An 18535-nucleotide genomic window follows, 5' to 3' on the forward strand; every position below is an offset into this window, starting at 1 on the left:
TAGATTCGCCGATGCTCTGCCAAAAAGACATCGGCCTTTCAATGACTCTGAGGTATTAGGGAGCCATTTAATCTCTACCTATCATGATGCTTTTGTTGTGCTATAGAGCGATTGCAACGAGCTTTTTGTTTTATCTCCTAATAAGCACATTTTCTCTGGATCAATTAAGATTCGACCGTTCATTGCTTCTCGTCCCAACAGCATTCTGTAACCCATGCTGTCACGATTGGTTAGTGTAACTTCTGCTTCCCATGTGGTACCGCCAAGAGAAAGAGGGACGCGGATAACAGGGCGTTTTTCCTTATCACCGCTCGAGCTTTTGATGACTCGCTGGTCAATAAGGGGCGCCTCACAATGCACTGTCACCTTACGATTTTTTTGTAATGGATGTACGTCAAATTTCACCCAATGCTCATCATCACGAGTGAAGCGAACAATATTGATTGCGTGCATAGAAGAGGTTTTCGCACCGGAGTCTACTCGTGCTTTGATGGCTGGAATGTCAAGGGAGGGAAATGCGCACCACTCGTCACAACCAATGATCATTTTTGGTTCGTTTTGTTGATTCATAAAGAAGAGAGTACCTTTTAAAATGAAAACAGAAGTCGGTTAACAAAGTGTTCGTTATTGCTGTGTTTTATAACGTAAAACCAAGGTCAGGTTAAGTGTTTATTCGGTTATCTGCTTTGTTGAATTGTCGATATAAACTCAAGCTATTGTAATCATGCTATCTGTAGCTAATATGGGGGGACGAAATTACTTTGACGGAGTTGTAGATGAATGGCCGATTGATGAGAGAGCTTGAAGAGTTGGGGGGAGAAATCCGTCCCGCGAGCTTAAAAAAATGTGATGAAATTATCATTGATCAACCAGGCTTTAGTGCGACGATTGCATTATGGGGTGGGCATTTAGAAAGTTTTGTTCCAGTGGGTCAAGAAGATCTATTGTTTCAGTCTAGCAACCCTGGTGGGGAAGGGCGTTTTGGTCGCCGACATTTTGGCGTGCCGGTATGTTGGCCTTGGTTTGGTGCTCACGAGACGCAAAATGATTATCCTGCTCATGGCTTAGCGCGCTATTTTCGCTGGGAGTTCATTGAGGCGGGTCGTTTCAAAAATGGCGATGTAAAAATTGTGATTCGTTTGGCTTCAGAGGACCACCCTTTAATTGAAGAGATGTGGCCTTTGGCTTTTGAGTTACGTCAGGTCTTTCGTTTTTCGAGTAAAGGCTTTCGGATAAATTTTTCGGCGGCGAATCTATCGGATAAACCCATGCCAGTGAGTGAGGCACTTCATACTTATTTCAATGTATCGGACAACCAAACTGCCGCTGTACAGGGTTTGGACCAGATTAGTTATGTTGATAAGTTTGATAATGGCAGCCGTCAATTACAACAAGGTATAGTATCCCCCTGCGATCATATGGATCGAGTCTATTTATCGGCACCAGATACCTGCGAAATACTAGATGCGGGTTTACGAAGAAAGCTGATTATTCATACCGAAGGCAGTAATAGTACTGTGCTCTGGAACCCAGGTGCTGACATTGCCAAGCAGCGAACAGATATGGAAGATGAGGATTACCGTCGTTTTGTTTGTGTGGAAGCGGCTAATGCGCTCAGTGATGCGTACGAGATTCCACCTGGTGGCATTCATCAATTGAAGCTAAAAGTGAAGCATAAGCCTCTAGTGAACGCATAAGCGTATCCGTTGAGTTGATAGACGTAAATAGTAAAAAGGCCCGCCAGTGATAAAACGAGCGGGCCTTTTAGGTAATGACTTTATGAGAGTCTGGATAACGCTTAGTCGATATTGTATTCCATGATCAAAGGTGCGTGATCAGAGAAGCGCTGTCCTTTATAAATAGTGCCACCTTGGATCAGGTTTTTAATACCAGGTGTGGTAATTTGGTAATCCAAACGACCACCTTCGTCTAATTTCCAAGCGCGCTCATAGTCAGGCCACCAAGTATATTGCTTGTCTTGTTTGTTTACCTGACGGAATGCATCAACGTATTCCATTTCATTGAAAATTTCGTTTATCCATTTGCGCTCTTCTGGCAAAAAGCCAGAGTTGCGTTGATTTACAAACCAGCTGCTCACATCAATAGGAGAGCGTGCCACATTTGCTGTGCCGCAAAAAATAAATTCACGACGCTTACGGCGGGTTTTTATCAAATGGTTTTTAAAGCCTTCCATAAAGCGATATTTGTGCTCTTGTAGTGACTCTTCGTGATTTGAGCCATGAGGTGTTAAAAAAGCACCAATACTGACTTTATCGAAGTCAGCTTGGATGAAGCGTCCTTCGAAGTCACATTCAGGGAACCCCATACCTGTCATAATCGCTTTAGGCATGGTTTTACAATAGATAGCTACGCCTGCTTGTTCAGGATTTTCCATCGAGTCAAAGAAATACGTATTGAACTCTGGAGGAAAAAAAACACTGTCATTTAGACTGCGCTCATCTGCCTGTATATCTTGCAGACATACAACATCTGGGTTCTGACGAACCATCCATTCAAAAAAGCCGCGATCCGCTGCTTGTCTTATACCGTTTACATTAAGGCTGATGACCTTCATTTCTGGTCCCTACAATTCCTAGCCGTGTGTTATATTAGCGCCTATCCAATGTTGGCATGGCTTCGCTCGTTCTTGGCGGCGCTTTGTTGTGTACTATTTTATCTTTCTGGAGTTGGCATGAAACCTTACCAAAGAGACTTTATTGAATTCGCTATTGAACAAAACGTGTTGCGCTTTGGCGAATTTACGCTTAAATCAGGCCGTGTGGCTCCATACTTTTTTAATGCCGGCTTGTTTAGTTCAGGCCAAGCATTAGCGAAGTTAGGGCGCTTTTACGCAACCTCATTAATGGAAGCAAATGTTCCATTTGATGTTCTGTTCGGCCCTGCCTATAAAGGCATTCCATTGGCAACCACTACCGCCGTTGCCCTTTATGATCATCATAATGTAGACACACCATACGTTTTCAACCGTAAAGAAGCAAAAACTCACGGTGAGGGCGGCTCTCTTGTTGGTGCTCCTTTAGCGGGTAACGTCATGATCATTGACGACGTTATTACTGCGGGAACAGCCATTCGAGAGGTGATGGCTATTATTCAGCAAGCCAATGCCCTTCCTGCTGGTGTTCTGATTGCCTTGGATCGTCAGGAACGGGGACAAGGCGCATTATCGGCTATCCAAGAAGTCGAACGTGACTTTGGTATGCCCGTCATAAGTATCGTATCGTTAAATGACATCATGACGTATTTGGCAGAACAGGATTCTCCTGAATTTGCAAAACATCTTGATGCGGTTAAAGCGTATCGTCTTCAGTATGGTATTTAACTCAGTGTTAAAAAAGCTAAGGTTTGAGGGTTAGTCTCAAGCCTTAGCGATTTAACATCAAGTTTTGTGCCAAGATAGTCCATTGTTCTTGCCAAATGTCGATTGGCTTCACTTTAAATTCACTGCGCACATAATGGCGTATTTTGCCTTCGATCACAGCGATCAGGAAATTTGCACAAGGTGCAACGCCCATTGCTGGTCTTAATCCTTGTTTCAAATCGGCTTCACGCATTACTTGTTTCAGTTGGGTTTCAATACGATCAAATACCTGCGCAATACGGACGCGCAATCGTTCGGTCTCACCAGCCAGAGCATCTGCCGTTAATAAACGACACATACCTGGATTTTGCTCGGCAAACCCCAAAACCAATGTCATGATCATTTCGATCCGAGTCACTACATTGCTTTCGTCTTGTACAATACGGTTGATACGTGTGAAAAGCGTTTCTTCTATAAACTCAATCAAGCCTTCGAACATCTTCGCTTTACTGGGAAAATGGCGGTACAAAGCCGCTTCCGATACACCGACTTGCTTCGCTAGAGCGGAAGTTGTGATGCGCGCTCCAGGGCTACTTTCTAGCATTTGAGCCAGTGCCTGCAATATTTCTGTGCGACGGTCGTGTTTCTTGTTGCTCATTTGTCGTACCCAGTTACTAACCAGTATTGTTAATTGCCAGTATCGTTAAGTGATAATATCAATAACAGCGCAGTGTTTATTCGCCCACTTTCGTGTTGGATATGAGTGTGCCTACACCCGTATCGGTAAAGATTTCTAATAAAGTCGCATGCGGTACACGGCCATCGATAATATGCGCGCTTGTTACGCCAGCATTAACGGCAGACAGAGCGCAGCTAATCTTAGGCAACATACCGCCATAAATAGTACCGTCCGCAATTAAGGCATCGACTTGGGCCGTGCTCAATCCAGTTAACACATTGCCTTGCTTATCTTGTACGCCAGAAATATTGGTCAGCAGCATCAATTTTTCTGCGCCAACCGCTTCTGCCACTTTGCCTGCCACAAGGTCGGCATTGATGTTGTAGGAGTTGCCTTCATCGTCTACACCAATTGGTGCAATAACAGGAATCAGATCACTGTTTTCAAAGAACTTTAGGAAGCCGGTGTCGACGCTGGCGACTTCGCCAACGTGGCCAATATCCACTTGTTCTGGTGCTGTCATGCCTTCCGCTTGGTGTTTTACAAATAGCTTCTTCGCTTTAATAAAACGGCTATCCTTGCCTGTGATGCCGATGGCTTTGCCGCCCGCTTCACAAATTAAATTAACGATTTCTTTGTTTACTTGGCCACCGAGTACCATCTCAACCACATCCATGGTTGCAGTGTCAGTGACACGCATACCATTGATGAATTTTGATTCAATGTTCAGTTTAGCTAGCATTTCACCAATTTGTGGGCCACCACCGTGAACAACAATTGGGTTAATACCAATGGCTTTCATTAAAACGATGTCTCTTGCAAAACCCGCTTGTAGAGTTTCATCTGTCATGGCATTGCCGCCGTATTTAATAACCAGCGTTTTACCAGCAAAGCGTTGAATGTAAGGAAGCGATTCGCTTAAAACCTTAGCAACATCTAAAGCAGACTCACGAGAAAAAGCCACGTTTTACGTACTCCTGTAAACAAAAATGGGTCGCATAAAAAAACAGACTGTATAAATAGAAAACACTTCTATTCTTTACTAGATTATCTGGTTGCTGTGGCAAAACGATGACAGTCAAGGCTAACAACGAGTGTAAGCAACCACTTATGGTTAAAATAATAACGTGATCTTTGCGGATTAACTATAGAAATTTGTATGAAAATTACGAAGTTTGTACTTATGAAAGTAAATTTCTGTTTCACGGGAAAAGATGGGTGAGTGAATGTGGTAACGAAGGCTAAAAAGATGAAATATTCTCACCTTTTTAGCCGATTTTCTGCTTATTTGGTGCCTGTATGACCAAAGCCGCCTTCGCCGCGTTCGGTGTTGTTAGAAAACGAATCTACATAATCCAAATCAACTTTTACAATTGGCTGAAACAGTAATTGTGCGATTCTGTCTCCCGGATTTACGGTGAAAGGTTCTTGCCCATCATTGTGTATAAGAATGCCAAGTTCTCCATGATAATCTGAGTCAATGACTCCTGGATGCGCTCTTACGCCATGCTTTAGTGCTAACCCTGATCGAGAGGCGATGATTGCCACAATGTTAGGGTCTTTCATATTAAACGCTAAGCCAGAGGGAAAAAGATGACGTCCACCGCTTGGAATTGTCACTGAATCAGTAATACACGCTCTTAAGTCTAGAGCTGCTGACCCCGATGTTGCGTATTTTGGAAGTTCAATTGAGCTACCTAGTAGCGGATTAACAATTTTGGTTTCGATCTGTCTATGCATTAAAATAGCCTCACTAGCGGTTGTAGCATATCAACGCTTGTAATATATCATGTTTGAACTTAATGGCGCCAAGTCTGTTGTGAGTACCTGACATGAAAGAAGGCCCTACTTTTCATTTGCTTTGAAGGGATTTTTATTTTAAGGAGTGATGTTTTGATTTTGAATAGTAATTTAGGGGCTAGTAAAGTCCGTATAACCCCCCTAGTTGAACAAGGTAAAGAAAAGGTGTCTGTTGACCTTTCTGTTGGTTCTTTATACCGAAGAAGTGAAGACACAGACTGGCTTACAATAAATGGCTCTATTGTTCTGCAGCCGAATAGCTGTGTGATTATCCAGACTAAAGAAACCATTAATATGCCAAATGATGTATTTGGTTTTCTTTCAACTAAAGGCAGTATTGGAGCTAAAGGCATCATTACCGCTAATACTAAGTTAGATCCTCTATTTAACGGAGAACTAAATATCCCTGTCTTCAATGTGAGTGGTCGAAAAGTTGAGTTAAAAAAAGGTCAAGCATTTTGCTCTATGTCATTTTGGCGTACTGAGGCGCCGATTGTTGGTGAGGCTCGGCATGCTATTAACATACAGCCTGTAACAGAGGGGCGAGCCAGTAGCTTTTGGAATAGGTATTCTGTTCAAATAGTAGCTTCTGTCTTGACCTTTGTTGTGTCTGTAGCAGCATCGTTAACTACCTTTTTCATTTTGGGGGAATAATGCTTTTAACAAAAAATGCGTTGCAGACTTTGGTGACAGCGGGTTTAGTCGTTAATAAAAATAATGCTGTGCAAGTTGACGTGTCTTCTATTTGTCTGCGGTTAGACAATCAATTTACCGTGTATGATCCTTACGAAGGAGAACCTTTTACCCCTCCAAAGGCAATGCCCAGCACAATGAAAACCATTGCTCAAAATGATTTTTTTGTCTTACCTCCGGGGGCAGTGTGCTGGCTTGTACTGAGGAGTACATAACGATGCCAAATAATAAGTTTGGTTTAGTTCAAACGAAAGGTTCTATTGCTAGAGGGTTTATCTCGGTCCATATGAGTGATGGGCAAGTGGATCCCGGTTACAAAGGAAAAGTAACGTTAGAAGCTCGTAAACATGAGTTCGTTTTATTACAAACTTGTACCGGGAATGCCAATTGCGTCTTTATTTATCATTAATACTGACGAAAGTGTAGAGCCTTATGATGGTCGTTATCAGTCTTCCAGTGGCCCTACTGCTATGAAATAGAAGTTTGTAGGGCATACTCGTTGATAAATTCAACGAGTTGTCCTGCAAGCGCATTTTTTGTGGTTTTGTCAGGTGACCACGTCTTGTCTTTGGTGATCACGGTGACTTGGTTGTCGTCTTGGTTAAAACCAATATCCGCGCGTGACACGTCGTTCGCGATGATGATGTCCAAGCCTTTTCGTTCAAGTTTGCTTTTTGCGTATTCGATCACGTTTTGCGTTTCTGCCGCAAAGCCAACCAGGGTTTTGGCGCGTTTTTGTTGGGCCAGGGTGGCGATGATATCTGGGTTTTTAACGAGGGTCAGGGTGATCTCATCGGTGTCGGATTGCTTTTTCATTTTTTGATCACAGGCGGCCTTCATTTTGAAGTCGGCCACGGCAGCAGCGCCAATGAATACATCCGCTTGTGTGATCATGCTCTGTTGGCAGGCTGCTAGCATTTCATCAGCGCTTTTTACGGCAATGATTTTCGCGCCAGCCGGTGCGGTGATTTGCACCGGGCCACTAATTAAAGTGACTGTCGCACCACGGGCTATGGCTGCGGTAGCGAGAGCGTAACCCATTTTTCCAGAGCTGTGATTGCTAATAAAACGAACAGGGTCGATGGCTTCCATGGTTGGACCGGCGGTGATGACCCAATGTTGGCCAGTCAAATCTTGTGTAACCTGAGCCTTATCGAAGTGCGTCATTATGGTGTTGAAAATGTCGCTCGGTTCGCTCATGCGCCCAGGACCAATGTCGCCACAGGCCTGAGCGCCATCGGCTGGGCCAATGTTGAGTACACCACGTTCGGTGAGTAGCTTGGCATTGGCTTGTGTAGCGGGGTGTTTCCACATGGCTTGGTTCATTGCAGGAGCAAGTAAAACCTGTGGACTCTGTAGCCAAACACAAGGTGCTTAATAAGTCGTTTGCCATGCCTTGAGCATAACGTGCCATGAAATCCGCTGAGGCGGGCGCGATGACAATCAAATCTGCCCATTTCGCTAATTCTATGTGTCCCATTCCTGCTTCGGCATTCGGGTCTAATAAGGTGCTGCGAACTGGGTGACCAGAAATCGCTTGTAGGGTCATCTCAGTGACAAAGGCTTTTGCACCCTCGGTTAACACGACCTGAACGTCAGCGCCCGCCTTGGTTAACAAACGAATCAGCTCGATGCTTTTATAAGCAGCAATGCCACCAGTAATGCCTAATAGAATGCGTTTTTGAGCGAGATTTGACATAAAAACTTCTCAATTCGTGCTGTGGTCGATAAAGTGAGCAATAGGCAGGACGCCCTTCTCATTGAAATTGAATGCAAGATTAACATGGATCAAGGAGTAGATCATGAGTATTAAACATTGGCCAGAGCAAGAAAGACCTCGAGAAAAACTCATTCATCAGGGGGCGAGTGCACTGAGTGACTCGGAATTATTGGCGATTTTTCTTCGTACTGGTACACAAGGTATCAGTGCCGTTGAGCTGGCTCGACAGGTATTGTCCCAATTCGGCGGTTTGCGTGCGTTAATGTCAGCCAGCCGCGAGGAGTTTTGTCAAGGCTTTGGTCTTGGTGATGCAAAATACACGCAATTACAAGCCGTGTTAGAAATGTCCAAACGACATTTACAAGAACAACTGATGCGCGAAACCGTGTTTACCAGCGCAGAACACGTCCGAACTTACCTTTCTTCCCAATTGCGTCATTCCCAACGAGAAATATTCGCAGTGCTTTTCTTAGACACCCAGCACAGATTAATCCGCTATCAAGAACTTTTTATGGGCACCATCGATGCCGCAGCTGTGTATCCACGTGAAGTCGTTAAAGCGGCCTTGCATTATAATGCCGCCGCGGTGATTCTCGCCCACAACCATCCAAGCGGCGTGGCGGAGCCTAGTCAGGCCGATATCAGCATTACCGAAAGAATTAAGCGGATCTCTGATCTCGTCGATGTGCGATTGCTTGATCACTTTGTGGTCGGCGATGGTTCGCCTGTTTCCTTGGCGGAGAGAGGCTTGGTATAAATACAAATTTTAGATGGATTGTTTATGATTGAAACCATTGCCATTGAAAACTACCGTTCTATTTTGAAGTTGATCATTCCACTTGATCGGCTCAATGTCGTTACTGGTCCCAATGGCAGCGGTAAATCTAATTTATATAAAGCACTGAGTTTGTTGGCAAGAGCTGGGCGAGGGAGTGTTGTAGAGTCCTTGGCTATAGATGGCGGTTTGGATTCGGCGTTTTGGGCGGGACAATCTAAGCCAAATGATAAAATGCCTATTGTCGGTGAACAGAAACCGTCTAATAATCAGCTAAGACTAGGTTTTTCCTCGGACTCTTATAGTTATTCAGTGGCATTTGGGCGGCCAGAATACGAACCCCGCTCTACTTCCATGTTCCTTTTGGATCCAGGTATTGTTAGAGAATCTATTTGGCCAGCAGGCAGCTACCGTCCTCAAAATGCCTTAGTTGAACGTAAAAATAATGTGATTACTCTTCGAGAGGGCAGACATTGGAAAGTTATTTCGAATCATATATCTACATTCGACTCTTTGTTTGAGCAAGTGTCTAATATTGAGTCCGTTCCAGAAATATATTTAATGAAAGAGCGTATGCGCCAGTGGCGGTTTTATGATCATTTCCGTACTGATAGAAATGCACCCGCAAGACAGTCACAGCTAGGTTCTCGTAGCCCTGTACTTTATCATGATGGTCGAAACCTCGCGGCCGCCATTCAAACCATTCTCGAAACAGGTGATCCTGATGCATTAGTTCAAGCGATTGATCATGCTTTCCCTGGCGCTTATCTTACTATTCGGCGTTCGGATGAGGGGATATTCTCGTTAGAGTTCCATCAGAAAGGATTATTAAGGCCCTTATCTGTCGCTGAATTATCGGATGGTACCTTGCGCTATATTCTTTGGGTCGCTGCATTACTTACACCGCGCCCGCCAGAACTGATGGTTTTAAACGAGCCTGAAACTAGCTTGCATCCAGATCTTATACCTTCATTAGCTAGGTTAATTCTGTATGCTGCAGAGCGTAGCCAAGTGTGGGTTGTTTCCCACTCTGATATATTAACCCAATGGCTAGAAGATCATGGGCAATGCAATTCAATTCGTTTGGAAAAGTACCTAGGCCAGACTCAGATACCTTCGTTAGAGCGCTTCGATATTCCTGTGTGGCATTGGCCAAGTTAACGATGTTGTATTGACTATTATGATCGGCTGAATGGCTGCTATTCATCTCTAGTGGCAGTTAGTTGGTCATTTTTTTAACAAAAGAATTGCTCAATGGGTTAGCTTATGGGAAAATGCGCGCCGCTATATCCTCGGTATGGGATTTTTTTGATTCATAAGGAATCATGCTCCGCCTGAGGAAGTGAAACACTTCCAATAATCTTTCTGGATAGCAAAAGGTATTTAATTATGTCTCGCGTATGTCAAGTTACTGGGAAGCGCCCTGTTACAGGTAACAACGTTTCTCACTCAAAACGCCGTACTAAGCGTCGTTTTCTTCCTAACCTTCACTGGCACCGTTTTTGGGTCGAAGGTGAAAACCGCTACATCCGTTTACGTGTGTCTTCTAAAGGTATGCGTATTATCGATAAAAAAGGTATTGAATCAGTTCTTGCTGAAATTCGTGCCAACGGCGAAAAAGTATAAGGATCTGAATCATGGCTTCTAAAGGCGCTCGCGATCTAATTCGCATGGTATCTTCTGCTGGTACTGGTCACTTTTACACAACTGACAAGAACAAGCGAAATACTCCTGACAAACTTGAAATGAAAAAGTTTGATCCAGTTGTACGTAAGCACGTTATGTACAAAGAAGCGAAAATTAAATAATTTTCGATCTTTGTCAAAAGGAACCGACTCATTGAGTCGGTTTTTTTATATCTAGTAAAAGATAGTAATAGAAACATTTTGTTCGTTTGGTCAATATGACTTGTGTGTTTACATGATACAGAACCCCATGAAATGGTGAGGTGATCTTTTTTTTGAGGTTTGCTGGAGAGTATTTATGCCTGAACTACCAGAAGTTGAAACCACGTTGCGTGGTATAGAGCTCCAAGTTAATAGGGCGCACGCTTGCAAAAGTCGATATTCGTCAGCCGAAACTACGCTGGTTGATCACATCTGAACTAAGCTCTGAGATGGTAGGAGAAGAAATCACTCATCTTTCTCGACGTGGTAAATACATTGGTATTCATACCTCAAAAGGTACTTTGATCGTTCATCTTGGTATGTCTGGTAGTTTGTATTTTGTGCCAGCTGAAACGCCGCCATTATTTCACGATCATGTGGACTTTCAGTTTGCTGATGGGGGGCTGTGGCTACGATACACGGATCCGCGTCGATTTGGGGCGATCTTGTGGACAACAGAAGACTGGCAACAACACGAACTAATCAAACATTTAGGTCCAGAGCCGCTATCAGACGCGTTTAATGTTGATATGTTATTTGCTCGGGCAAAGGGCCGAAAGGTGCCGATTAAAACCTTTATTATGGACAGCAAGGTCGTGGTAGGGGTAGGTAATATTTATGCCAATGAGGCGCTTTTTAAAGCGGGTATTCGCCCTGATCGTCTGGCGGGTGGTATCAGTAAAGCACGTTTAGCGCGTTTGGTTGAATGCATCAAAGTGGTGCTGGCGGCTGCCATTAAACAGGGCGGTACCACGTTAAAAGACTTTGTTGGTGGTGATGGCAAACCTGGCTATTTTAAGCAGGAATTGGCCGTTTATGGCCGAGCAGAAAAGCCTTGTTTAGTTTGTGGTATGGCTTTGAAAGAAATTCGCCAAGCGCAACGCAGTACGGTATTTTGTACCAATTGCCAATCTTGACCATTTGTTTATAGTAGCGGCACGAGAATTGCTACAGGCTAGTGTTAAATATATGCCTTTCAAAAACTGACATGATGATGGGCTATATACGTAAAAATGTTGCTTAAATTGTGCAGATTACATTGCGGTATTCTGTTAATCGGTTTATTTTTGACCAGTTAGGCAAGGTTTATATTATCTAGGGTAAATTGCACCTAGGTTAAATTGTGCCTAGATTAAATTACATACATAAGAGGAATTGGAATGAAAGCTGTCTTTCTTGCATCAGTGACGGCGCTAGCCATCTCATCAAGCATGGCTCATGCGGCAACAGAACCTGCGGTGGTTTATGATCAAGCAGGTAAATACGATAAATCTTTTAACGAAGGCGTTTATAACGGCGTTAAAAAATATACAGCCGATACCGGTATTCAAGTGCGAGAATTTGAACCGAAAAACGAAGCTCAAGTAGAGCAAGGTTTGCGTCGTCTTGCCAAGCGTGGTTACTCTCCAATCGTAACGGTTGGTTTTAACATGACGTCTGCGGTTGAGAAAGTAGCGAAAGATTTCCCTGAAATTAATTTTACGATTATCGATGGTGTGATTGATCTGCCAAACGTTCAGTCTGTTGTTTTTAAAGAGCATGAAGGGTCGTTCTTGGTAGGAGCGCTTGCTTCTATGGCGTCTAAAACCAATACGGTAGGCTTTGTTGGTGGTATGGACATTCCTCTAATTCGTAAATTTGGTTGTGGTTATGAGCAAGGTGTTAAGTATGCCTCTCCTAGCGCAACGGTTTTACAGAATATGACAGGCTCAACTGGCGCCGCGTTCAATGACCCAACGAAAGGTTCTGAACTTGCTAAGAGCCAGTTCTCTCAAGGCGCTGATGTTGTGTTTGCAGCAGCTGGTGGTACTGGTATCGGTGTTTACCAAGCCGCGAAAGACGAGGGCAAGTTAGCGATTGGTGTTGACTCAAACCAAAACCACATACAACCTGGTACCATGTTGACTTCCATGGTAAAACGCGTAGATGAAGCCGCGTACAAGACTTATCAAGACGCGGCCGCAGGTACTTGGAAGCCAGGTATGGTGGTATTAGGCTTGGCTGACGGCGGTGTTGACTGGGACTTCAAGATGAAAATAATGCCAGCTTGATCACTGCTGACATGAAAACCAAGATGAATGATATTCGCGCTAAGATTATCAGCGGTGACATTAAGGTTCACGATTACATGTCTGATAATACTTGTAACTACTAAGTTGCATGAAAAAACAGTTGCCTGCTTTGAGTGGGCAACTGTTTTTTTTACCTTAGCATTTTTACTCATAAGCAGATGAATTCCTTTTAGATATGACGAATAAAACCATGCCATACGCAATTGAATTGCGAGACATTAGTAAACGTTTTGGCGCCGTTCAGGCCAATAAAGACATTTGCTTACAAGTTCCAGCAGGCACGATTCACGGCATTATTGGTGAAAACGGTGCTGGTAAATCCACTTTGATGAGTATCATTTATGGCTTTTATGAAGCTGATACGGGTCATATTGAAGTAGATGGCAAGCGTGTTGATATTCGCAGTTCTCAAGATGCCATCAATGCTGGCATAGGTATGGTGCATCAACATTTTATGTTGGTAGAGAACTTTAGTGTTCTTGAGAATGTGATGTTAGGAGCCGAAGGTGGTGCGCTATTAAAAGGCGGCGTAGCGGCAGCAAGAGTCGAGTTGCAACGGCTAGCAAAAGAATACAGTTTGGACATTGATGTTGATGCCATTGTTGAAGAACTGCCTGTTGGTCTTCAGCAGCGAGTTGAAATTTTAAAGGCTCTTTATCGTGGTGCGCGCATTCTTATTTTAGATGAACTCCACAGGGGTGTTAACGCCTCAAGAAGCGGACCATTTGTTCCGTATTCTAAAAGCCCTAAAAGATCAGGGCGTTACCGTATTGTTAATCACCCACAAATTACGTGAAATAATGGCTTCCACCGACAATGTGTCGGTGATGCGCCAAGGTGAAATGGTGGCTCACCGTGAAACGCTTCATACTAGCAAGGAAGAGCTTGCTGAGCTTATGGTCGGTAAAAAAGTACGTTTAACGGTTAATAAAGACGAAGCAAACCCCAGTGATGTTTTGTTGTCCGCTCACCATTTGTCTCAGTTGGACAGTCAGGGCGTGAAGCGTTTAAAAAATGTCAGTTTAGAGCTGCGTGCCGGTGAGATTCTCGGAATTGCTGGTGTGTCGGGAAATGGACAGAGTGAATTGTTAAATGTCCTTTCTGGTATTACGCCTATGGACGAAGGGGAAATTCATTTCGCCGGTCAGGTTATCAGTGCAAAAGCACCTAAAAATGCAGCACAGATGCGTGATTTGAAAATGGCTCATGTTCCTGAAGATCGCCATAAAATGGGCTTGGTGACGGGTTTTGAAGCGTATGAAGCGGCTGTTTTAGGATACCACAATTCGCCTGTGTATAACGGCAAGGTATTGATGAATCGCAAAGCCATGTTAGATGAATGCAATGAGCGCATGGCCGCTTGGGACGTGCGTCCGCCTAACCCGCATTTGAAAACGGCGAATTTTTCGGGGGGGAATCAGCAAAAAATTGTTATCGCTCGAGAAGTTGAGCAAAACCCTGATGTGTTGTTGATTGGTCAGCCGACACGTGGTGTTGACATCGGGGCGATAGAAAATATTCACGAACAAATTGTTAAACTACGTGATGCTGGCAAAGCCATTTTGCTGGTATCTGTTGAATTGGATGAAATTATGGCACTAAGTGATCGCATCATTGTGATGTTTGATGGTGCGGTTGTTGGCGAGCTTGATGCAAAAGACGCCGATGAGCGAACCCTCGGCTTAATGATGGCCAATGCCCACTACAAAGAACAAGACGGTGAAGCGCAAGAAGGGGTGTCCGCATGAGTCAGGCAAAAGTTCCGGCTTGGGTAAATATAGCCCTTATTCCTATCTTAAATATTTTGTTGGCGTTTCTGGTTTCAGGTTTGGTGATTCTCGCCATTGGTGAGAACCCTATCGAAGCCGCAGGCTACCTCATTTATGGTGCGTTGGGTTATAACGAAGGGATTGGCTATACCTTGTACTACGCAACGAATCTTATCTTTACCGGCTTGGCTGTATCGGTGGCTTTTAAAGGTGGATTGTTCAATATCGGTGGGGAAGGTCAAGCTTATATTGGTGGTTTGGGTGTTGGCTTAATTTGTTTGTCGCTGGATCACACCATGCCCTTTTATGTGATTGCCCCTTTGGCTGTTATTGGTGCAGCCGCGTTTGGCGCTGCGTGGGGTTATATTCCAGCTTACTTACAAGCACGTCGCGGTAGTCATATTGTCATCACGACCATTATGTTTAACTTTATTGCGTCTTCTTTGATGGTTTACTTGATTGTCAATTGGCTGAAAGAAGATGGTCGTATGGCTCCCAATAGTAGAACGTTTGAAGAAAGTGCTTGGTTGCCTTACTTGCATGAGGTTTTTTCGCCGTTAGGTATTGATATTGGTGACTCGCCATTGAACCTTGCTTTCATTTGGGCGCTTTTGTGCTGTGTGTTTGTATGGGGATTGATTTGGCATACGCGTTGGGGTTATCAACTGCGTACACTAGGAACGAATCCAACCGCAGCTCGTTATGCGGGTATTGATACGGCAAAAGTCACCATTTGGGCGATGTTGATTTCGGGCGGTTTGGCTGGTTTCGTGGGTCTCAACGAAATTATGGGGGTCAACCATAACCTATTGCTTAATTTTACGGCAGGTTATGGTTTTGCTGGTATCGCAGTGGCCTTGATGGGGCGAAATCATCCAATTGGTATTATCTTGGCAGCGATTCTATTTGGTGCCTTGTATCAAGGTGGTGCTGAGCTTGCTTTTGAAATCCCAACGATCACACCTGAAATCGTTGTGGTGATTCAAGGTTTGGTGATTTTGTTCTCTGGTGCGCTTGAACATATGTTTAAAGATCGTATTGAAGGCTTTTTTATTCGCAGAGCGGTCGCGTAGGGGAAGATTATGTTTGAAACATTGATACTCATGTTAGACGCGACGATGCGTGTCTCTACACCGCTGATTTTGGCAGCGTTAGCGGGATTGTATTCAGAGCGTGCGGGCATTGTAGACATTGGCTTGGAAGGTAAAATTCTTGGCAGTGCGTTTGCTGCCGCTGCAGGCGCTGCGGTGTTTGGCTCTGCATGGATTGGTTTGTGCTTTGGTATATTGGCATCGGTTTCCTTGGCAATGATTCATGGCTTTGCTTGTATTACACATCGTGGTGATCACATTGTGTCGGGTGTGGCAATTAATACCATTGTGGCAGGTCTAACGGTGACCTTGTCTATGTATTGGTTTGGTATGGGGGGCAAACTCCCGCCTTGGCTGGGGATGCGCGTTTCTTGGATATTACTTTCCCATTCGCCGAGGTTTTGCAAGATGTGCCTGTGATTGGGGCGATTTATTCGAATCTGCTCAGTGGTCATAACATCTTAGTTTACTTGGCCTTTGTTATGGTGCCTGTGACTTATTGGGTGATTTATAAGACCCGTTTCGGTTTGAGATTGCGAGCCGTGGGAGAAAACCCACATGCGGTGGATACAGCGGGCATTTCCGTGGCCTTCATTCGCTATCGTGCGTTGATTGTATGCGGCATTTTATGTGGCCTTGCTGGGGCTTATTTGTCGACGGCCCATAACGCAGGTTTCTTGAAAGACATGAGTGCGGGTAAAGGTTATATGGCCTTAGCTGCGCTGATTTTCGGTAAATGGCGTCCCGTCCCAGTATTGCTTGCGTGTTTATTGTTTGGTTTCTTAGACGCGGTTGCTGTGCGTATGCAAGGTGTTGAGATTCCAGGTATTGGTCAAGTGCCAGTCCAAGCCATTGAAGTCTTGCCTTATGTGTTAACTGTCTTGTTGCTTGCTGGTTTCATTGGCAAAGCCATAGAGTCTCAAGGCAATTGGTCGACCTTATGTGAAAGAGCGGGCTTGATATGTCGACTGTAAAATACAACGAAACCTTGTTGGAGTTGGCGAAAAATGCCATGAGTAAGGCGTATGTGCCTTATTCATGCTTTCCAGTTGGTGCGGCGATTTTAACCAAGACAGGTAAGTTTTATTCTGGTTGTAATGTTGAGAATGCGGCTTACCCAGAAGGCACTTGCGCAGAAGCGGGCGCGATTGCGGCCATGGTGCTTGATGGCGAAACACACATTCAAGATATTTACGTCATTGGCAAAGGCGATGGTTTGGTGACTCCCTGTGGTGGCTGTCGCCAAAAGATTCGTGAGTTCTCTTCTGTGGATACTAAAATCCATATTTGTGGTGCAGAAGGCGTGAGGAAATCACTCACTATGAATGAATTATTGCCTTTTTCATTTGGCCCAGAAAATCTGGAACAGGCCAGTTAGTGTTCAATCGTTATTTTAAAAACCACCTGCGGGTGGTTTTTTCGTTTTAGGCGGTTTTATGGCTTGAAAGCCAGCGGGCGAGCATAGGACCAGCAATGAGTACCAATAAAAAACGCGCTACTTGCATGGCCATAACAGAAGAAACATCCGCATTGGTGGAGGCGGCAATAATGGCAACAGAGTCGGCCCCGCACTGGACTGGTGGCTAAAAACGCGGTGAGAGGATCGATATCTGCAAAAGTAATCAACAGCATGGCCAAGCAAGCATTGATCGCAATGAGCGCAATGATGGCGCCTAATACATGTGGAAACACATGCCATGCGTGTTGCAAGGCTTGTCGAGTAAAGCGAAAGCCGATTGACCAGCCTAACACCGCAAAACTGATGGCCAAGCACCAATTAGGCAACACAATGGGCATAATGCCAGTAAACTTAATGACTAAGCCAACCGTTAACGCAATCAACATGGGACCACTGGGTAAGCGTAATATCACACCAGCCATGCAGGCTGCTAGAATAATAGCTAAGGTGGTGCCAAAGGCCGGCCATGATGACACGCCTAGCCAATCTACGGGTTCGATAGCCAAATTATCCACATGAAACACGCTGGCGACGACCGTGGCAGCAATGGCGCAACAGGCCACGCGCAAATACTGCATAAAGGCGACCAGTCGCATATCTGCGCCATAGGATTCCGACATGATGGTCATTGCCGATGCGGCACCAGGAGACGAGCACCCAAATGGCTGTGGTACCAGGCAACAAACCAGTTCTACTCAACAGCCAGCCTAAAAAGCTAGACGCGACAATCGTCGAAACCGTACCGATGAGAAACAGTGGCCATTCTTGAGCAATTTTTGCGAAGACAGTTAATGGTAAACTGTTTGCAATCATCATCCCTAAAACGCCTTGCGCCATTAAAAACATGGGTTTCGGTAGTTTCATCCCTGCACCGCTGGTGGCTAAAATAATGGCGGTAATCATGGGGCCAAGCAGTAATGCAGCCGGTAGCCGAAAGAGTTCGAATATCACCACCAACACAAACGAGGCAACGAGCAATACCGTGAGTCGCCACGGTGTCGTCCAGCGAGAAGGGGTGGTGATAAGTGATAAAAAAGATGAAGCCATGTGTATAAATCAAAAAAATCGTGGTTTTTAATGGCGCAAAGCATACCTTAAATATGCTGGCATTATTGGTATCTCTGGTGATGTTAACCATACTCTGAATTTATGTTGGTGCATCAAAAGGATGAAAAGAAACATAGCGCAAAAATCTGACAAGACGCTGACCAAGGTTTTATCCAGTTTGAGTTTGTTGGGGAGAGCTATCTGTTATCATGGTGTGTAAACATC

20 protein-coding genes and 5 pseudogenes are annotated in these 18535 nt (G+C 44.5%); 16 read left to right on the top strand and 9 right to left on the bottom strand.

Features of this window, described 5'->3' with window-relative positions; translation table 11 throughout:
• Positions 1-81: 81 nt before the first annotated feature.
• Complete coding sequence (locus ONZ52_RS18385; RefSeq protein ID WP_265220123.1) at positions 82-570, bottom strand: ATP-dependent zinc protease family protein; 489 nt, start codon at positions 568-570, stop codon at positions 82-84.
• 206 nt (positions 571-776) lie between these two features.
• Here ONZ52_RS18385 and ONZ52_RS18390 point away from each other — a divergent pair, with 206 nt between their 5' ends.
• Entirely contained in the window at positions 777-1697 is a 921-nt protein-coding gene (locus tag ONZ52_RS18390; RefSeq protein ID WP_265220124.1) for a D-hexose-6-phosphate mutarotase, read from the top strand.
• Between the two features lie 101 nt (positions 1698-1798).
• Here ONZ52_RS18390 and ONZ52_RS18395 read toward each other — a convergent pair whose 3' ends face one another.
• Entirely contained in the window at positions 1799-2575 is a 777-nt protein-coding gene (locus ONZ52_RS18395; protein ID WP_111608355.1) for an exodeoxyribonuclease III, read from the bottom strand.
• Between the two features lie 117 nt (positions 2576-2692).
• On the opposite strand from ONZ52_RS18395, the gene pyrE reads away from it, so the two are divergent.
• Complete coding sequence (gene pyrE, locus ONZ52_RS18400; protein WP_265220125.1) at positions 2693-3340, top strand: orotate phosphoribosyltransferase; 648 nt, start codon at positions 2693-2695, stop codon at positions 3338-3340.
• Positions 3341-3383: 43 nt separating this feature from the next.
• On the opposite strand, the gene slmA is transcribed toward pyrE, so the two are convergent.
• The 3 genes from slmA to dut form a co-directional block, all read right to left on the bottom strand.
• The gene (gene slmA / locus ONZ52_RS18405; protein ID WP_265220126.1) at positions 3384-3977 is read right to left on the bottom strand and encodes a nucleoid occlusion factor SlmA; all 594 of its coding nucleotides are present in this window, start codon (positions 3975-3977) and stop codon (positions 3384-3386) included.
• 76 nt (positions 3978-4053) lie between these two features.
• Complete coding sequence (gene argB / locus ONZ52_RS18410; protein ID WP_265220127.1) at positions 4054-4962, bottom strand: acetylglutamate kinase; 909 nt, start codon at positions 4960-4962, stop codon at positions 4054-4056.
• A gap of 320 nt (positions 4963-5282) precedes the next feature.
• Positions 5283-5738: a dUTP diphosphatase gene (gene dut, locus ONZ52_RS18415; protein WP_265220128.1), complete on the bottom strand. Its 456-nt coding sequence runs from the start codon at positions 5736-5738 to the stop codon at positions 5283-5285.
• A 153-nt stretch (positions 5739-5891) separates the two neighbouring features.
• Here dut and ONZ52_RS18420 point away from each other — a divergent pair, with 153 nt between their 5' ends.
• The 4 genes from ONZ52_RS18420 to ONZ52_RS18430 are packed head-to-tail and all read left to right on the top strand — an operon-like array spanning position 5892 to position 6970.
• The gene (locus ONZ52_RS18420; RefSeq protein ID WP_265220129.1) at positions 5892-6452 is read left to right on the top strand and encodes a dCTP deaminase; all 561 of its coding nucleotides are present in this window, start codon (positions 5892-5894) and stop codon (positions 6450-6452) included.
• Positions 6452-6706, top strand: a complete 255-nt coding sequence (locus ONZ52_RS18425; RefSeq protein WP_265220130.1) for a hypothetical protein — start codon at positions 6452-6454, stop codon at positions 6704-6706. The genes ONZ52_RS18420 and ONZ52_RS18425 overlap by 1 nt, the downstream gene beginning before the upstream one ends.
• 2 nt (positions 6707-6708) lie before the next feature.
• Positions 6709-6900, top strand: a complete 192-nt coding sequence (locus ONZ52_RS25465; RefSeq protein ID WP_428981187.1) for a dCTP deaminase domain-containing protein — start codon at positions 6709-6711, stop codon at positions 6898-6900.
• Positions 6839-6970 (top strand): dCTP deaminase/dUTPase family protein, encoded by a 132-nt coding sequence (locus ONZ52_RS18430; protein WP_265220131.1) that lies wholly within the window; start codon positions 6839-6841, stop codon positions 6968-6970. The genes ONZ52_RS25465 and ONZ52_RS18430 overlap by 62 nt, the downstream gene beginning before the upstream one ends.
• On the opposite strand, the pseudogene coaBC reads toward ONZ52_RS18430, so the two are convergent.
• Positions 6960-8190 (bottom strand): annotated as a pseudogene (gene coaBC / locus ONZ52_RS18435) (bifunctional phosphopantothenoylcysteine decarboxylase/phosphopantothenate--cysteine ligase CoaBC). The gene ONZ52_RS18430 and the pseudogene coaBC sit on opposite strands and share 11 nt — an antisense overlap.
• Before the next feature lie 103 nt (positions 8191-8293).
• Between coaBC and radC the strand changes: the two are divergent.
• The 10 genes and pseudogenes from radC (at position 8294) to cdd (ending at position 17182) form a co-directional block, all read left to right on the top strand.
• The gene (gene radC, locus ONZ52_RS18445; protein WP_265220133.1) at positions 8294-8968 is read left to right on the top strand and encodes a RadC family protein; all 675 of its coding nucleotides are present in this window, start codon (positions 8294-8296) and stop codon (positions 8966-8968) included.
• A gap of 24 nt (positions 8969-8992) precedes the next feature.
• Complete coding sequence (locus ONZ52_RS18450; protein ID WP_137169062.1) at positions 8993-10147, top strand: AAA family ATPase; 1155 nt, start codon at positions 8993-8995, stop codon at positions 10145-10147.
• 228 nt (positions 10148-10375) lie between these two features.
• Positions 10376-10612, top strand: a complete 237-nt coding sequence (gene rpmB / locus ONZ52_RS18455; RefSeq protein ID WP_063332439.1) for a 50S ribosomal protein L28 — start codon at positions 10376-10378, stop codon at positions 10610-10612.
• 11 nt (positions 10613-10623) lie between these two features.
• Complete coding sequence (rpmG, locus tag ONZ52_RS18460; protein WP_011978459.1) at positions 10624-10794, top strand: 50S ribosomal protein L33; 171 nt, start codon at positions 10624-10626, stop codon at positions 10792-10794.
• A gap of 175 nt (positions 10795-10969) precedes the next feature.
• Positions 10970-11789, top strand: a pseudogene (mutM, locus tag ONZ52_RS18465) (bifunctional DNA-formamidopyrimidine glycosylase/DNA-(apurinic or apyrimidinic site) lyase).
• Between the two features lie 243 nt (positions 11790-12032).
• The gene (locus ONZ52_RS18470) at positions 12033-12923 is read left to right on the top strand and encodes a BMP family ABC transporter substrate-binding protein (RefSeq protein WP_321160371.1); all 891 of its coding nucleotides are present in this window, start codon (positions 12033-12035) and stop codon (positions 12921-12923) included.
• A 196-nt stretch (positions 12924-13119) separates the two neighbouring features.
• Positions 13120-14692: pseudogene (locus tag ONZ52_RS18475) on the top strand (ABC transporter ATP-binding protein).
• Complete coding sequence (locus ONZ52_RS18480; protein ID WP_265220134.1) at positions 14689-15786, top strand: ABC transporter permease; 1098 nt, start codon at positions 14689-14691, stop codon at positions 15784-15786. Before ONZ52_RS18475 ends, ONZ52_RS18480 begins: the two are co-directional and overlap by 4 nt.
• Positions 15787-15795: 9 nt before the next feature.
• A pseudogene (locus ONZ52_RS18485) lies at positions 15796-16764 on the top strand (ABC transporter permease).
• Between the two features lies 1 nt (position 16765).
• Positions 16766-17182 (top strand): cytidine deaminase, encoded by a 417-nt coding sequence (gene cdd / locus ONZ52_RS18490; RefSeq protein WP_265220135.1) that lies wholly within the window; start codon positions 16766-16768, stop codon positions 17180-17182.
• Positions 17183-17228: 46 nt separating this feature from the next.
• Here cdd and ONZ52_RS25470 read toward each other — a convergent pair whose 3' ends face one another.
• The 3 genes and pseudogenes from ONZ52_RS25470 to ONZ52_RS18500 all read right to left on the bottom strand — a co-directional run bounded on the left by ONZ52_RS25470 (position 17229) and on the right by ONZ52_RS18500 (position 18310).
• On the bottom strand, positions 17229-17315 hold the full coding sequence (locus tag ONZ52_RS25470) for a hypothetical protein (RefSeq protein WP_428981189.1): 87 nt from the start codon (positions 17313-17315) through the stop codon (positions 17229-17231).
• A 121-nt stretch (positions 17316-17436) separates the two neighbouring features.
• Positions 17437-17883, bottom strand: a pseudogene (locus ONZ52_RS18495) (AbrB family transcriptional regulator); the annotation flags it as partial.
• Positions 17771-18310: an AbrB family transcriptional regulator gene (locus ONZ52_RS18500; RefSeq protein WP_265220137.1), complete on the bottom strand. Its 540-nt coding sequence runs from the start codon at positions 18308-18310 to the stop codon at positions 17771-17773. The pseudogene ONZ52_RS18495 and the gene ONZ52_RS18500, both read right to left, overlap by 113 nt.
• Between the last annotated feature and the right edge of the window lie 225 nt (positions 18311-18535).

This window comes from Marinomonas rhodophyticola, assembly GCF_026113935.1.
GTDB lineage: Bacteria > Pseudomonadota > Gammaproteobacteria > Pseudomonadales > Marinomonadaceae > Marinomonas > Marinomonas rhodophyticola.

Coding starts and splice junctions, on each gene's coding strand:
- ONZ52_RS18385 (WP_265220123.1), bottom strand. CDS start 570: ATGAATCAACAAAACGAACCAAAAATGATCATTGGTTGTGACGAGTGG.
- ONZ52_RS18390 (WP_265220124.1), top strand. CDS start 777: ATGAATGGCCGATTGATGAGAGAGCTTGAAGAGTTGGGGGGAGAAATC.
- ONZ52_RS18395 (WP_111608355.1), bottom strand. CDS start 2,575: ATGAAGGTCATCAGCCTTAATGTAAACGGTATAAGACAAGCAGCGGAT.
- pyrE (WP_265220125.1), top strand. CDS start 2,693: ATGAAACCTTACCAAAGAGACTTTATTGAATTCGCTATTGAACAAAAC.
- slmA (WP_265220126.1), bottom strand. CDS start 3,977: ATGAGCAACAAGAAACACGACCGTCGCACAGAAATATTGCAGGCACTG.
- dut (WP_265220128.1), bottom strand. CDS start 5,738: ATGCATAGACAGATCGAAACCAAAATTGTTAATCCGCTACTAGGTAGC.
- ONZ52_RS18425 (WP_265220130.1), top strand. CDS start 6,452: ATGCTTTTAACAAAAAATGCGTTGCAGACTTTGGTGACAGCGGGTTTA.
- ONZ52_RS25465 (WP_428981187.1), top strand. CDS start 6,709: ATGCCAAATAATAAGTTTGGTTTAGTTCAAACGAAAGGTTCTATTGCT.
- ONZ52_RS18430 (WP_265220131.1), top strand. CDS start 6,839: ATGAGTTCGTTTTATTACAAACTTGTACCGGGAATGCCAATTGCGTCT.
- radC (WP_265220133.1), top strand. CDS start 8,294: ATGAGTATTAAACATTGGCCAGAGCAAGAAAGACCTCGAGAAAAACTC.
- ONZ52_RS18450 (WP_137169062.1), top strand. CDS start 8,993: ATGATTGAAACCATTGCCATTGAAAACTACCGTTCTATTTTGAAGTTG.
- rpmB (WP_063332439.1), top strand. CDS start 10,376: ATGTCTCGCGTATGTCAAGTTACTGGGAAGCGCCCTGTTACAGGTAAC.
- rpmG (WP_011978459.1), top strand. CDS start 10,624: ATGGCTTCTAAAGGCGCTCGCGATCTAATTCGCATGGTATCTTCTGCT.
- ONZ52_RS18470 (WP_321160371.1), top strand. CDS start 12,033: ATGAAAGCTGTCTTTCTTGCATCAGTGACGGCGCTAGCCATCTCATCA.
- ONZ52_RS18480 (WP_265220134.1), top strand. CDS start 14,689: ATGAGTCAGGCAAAAGTTCCGGCTTGGGTAAATATAGCCCTTATTCCT.
- cdd (WP_265220135.1), top strand. CDS start 16,766: ATGTCGACTGTAAAATACAACGAAACCTTGTTGGAGTTGGCGAAAAAT.
- ONZ52_RS25470 (WP_428981189.1), bottom strand. CDS start 17,315: ATGGCCATGCAAGTAGCGCGTTTTTTATTGGTACTCATTGCTGGTCCT.
- ONZ52_RS18500 (WP_265220137.1), bottom strand. CDS start 18,310: ATGGCTTCATCTTTTTTATCACTTATCACCACCCCTTCTCGCTGGACG.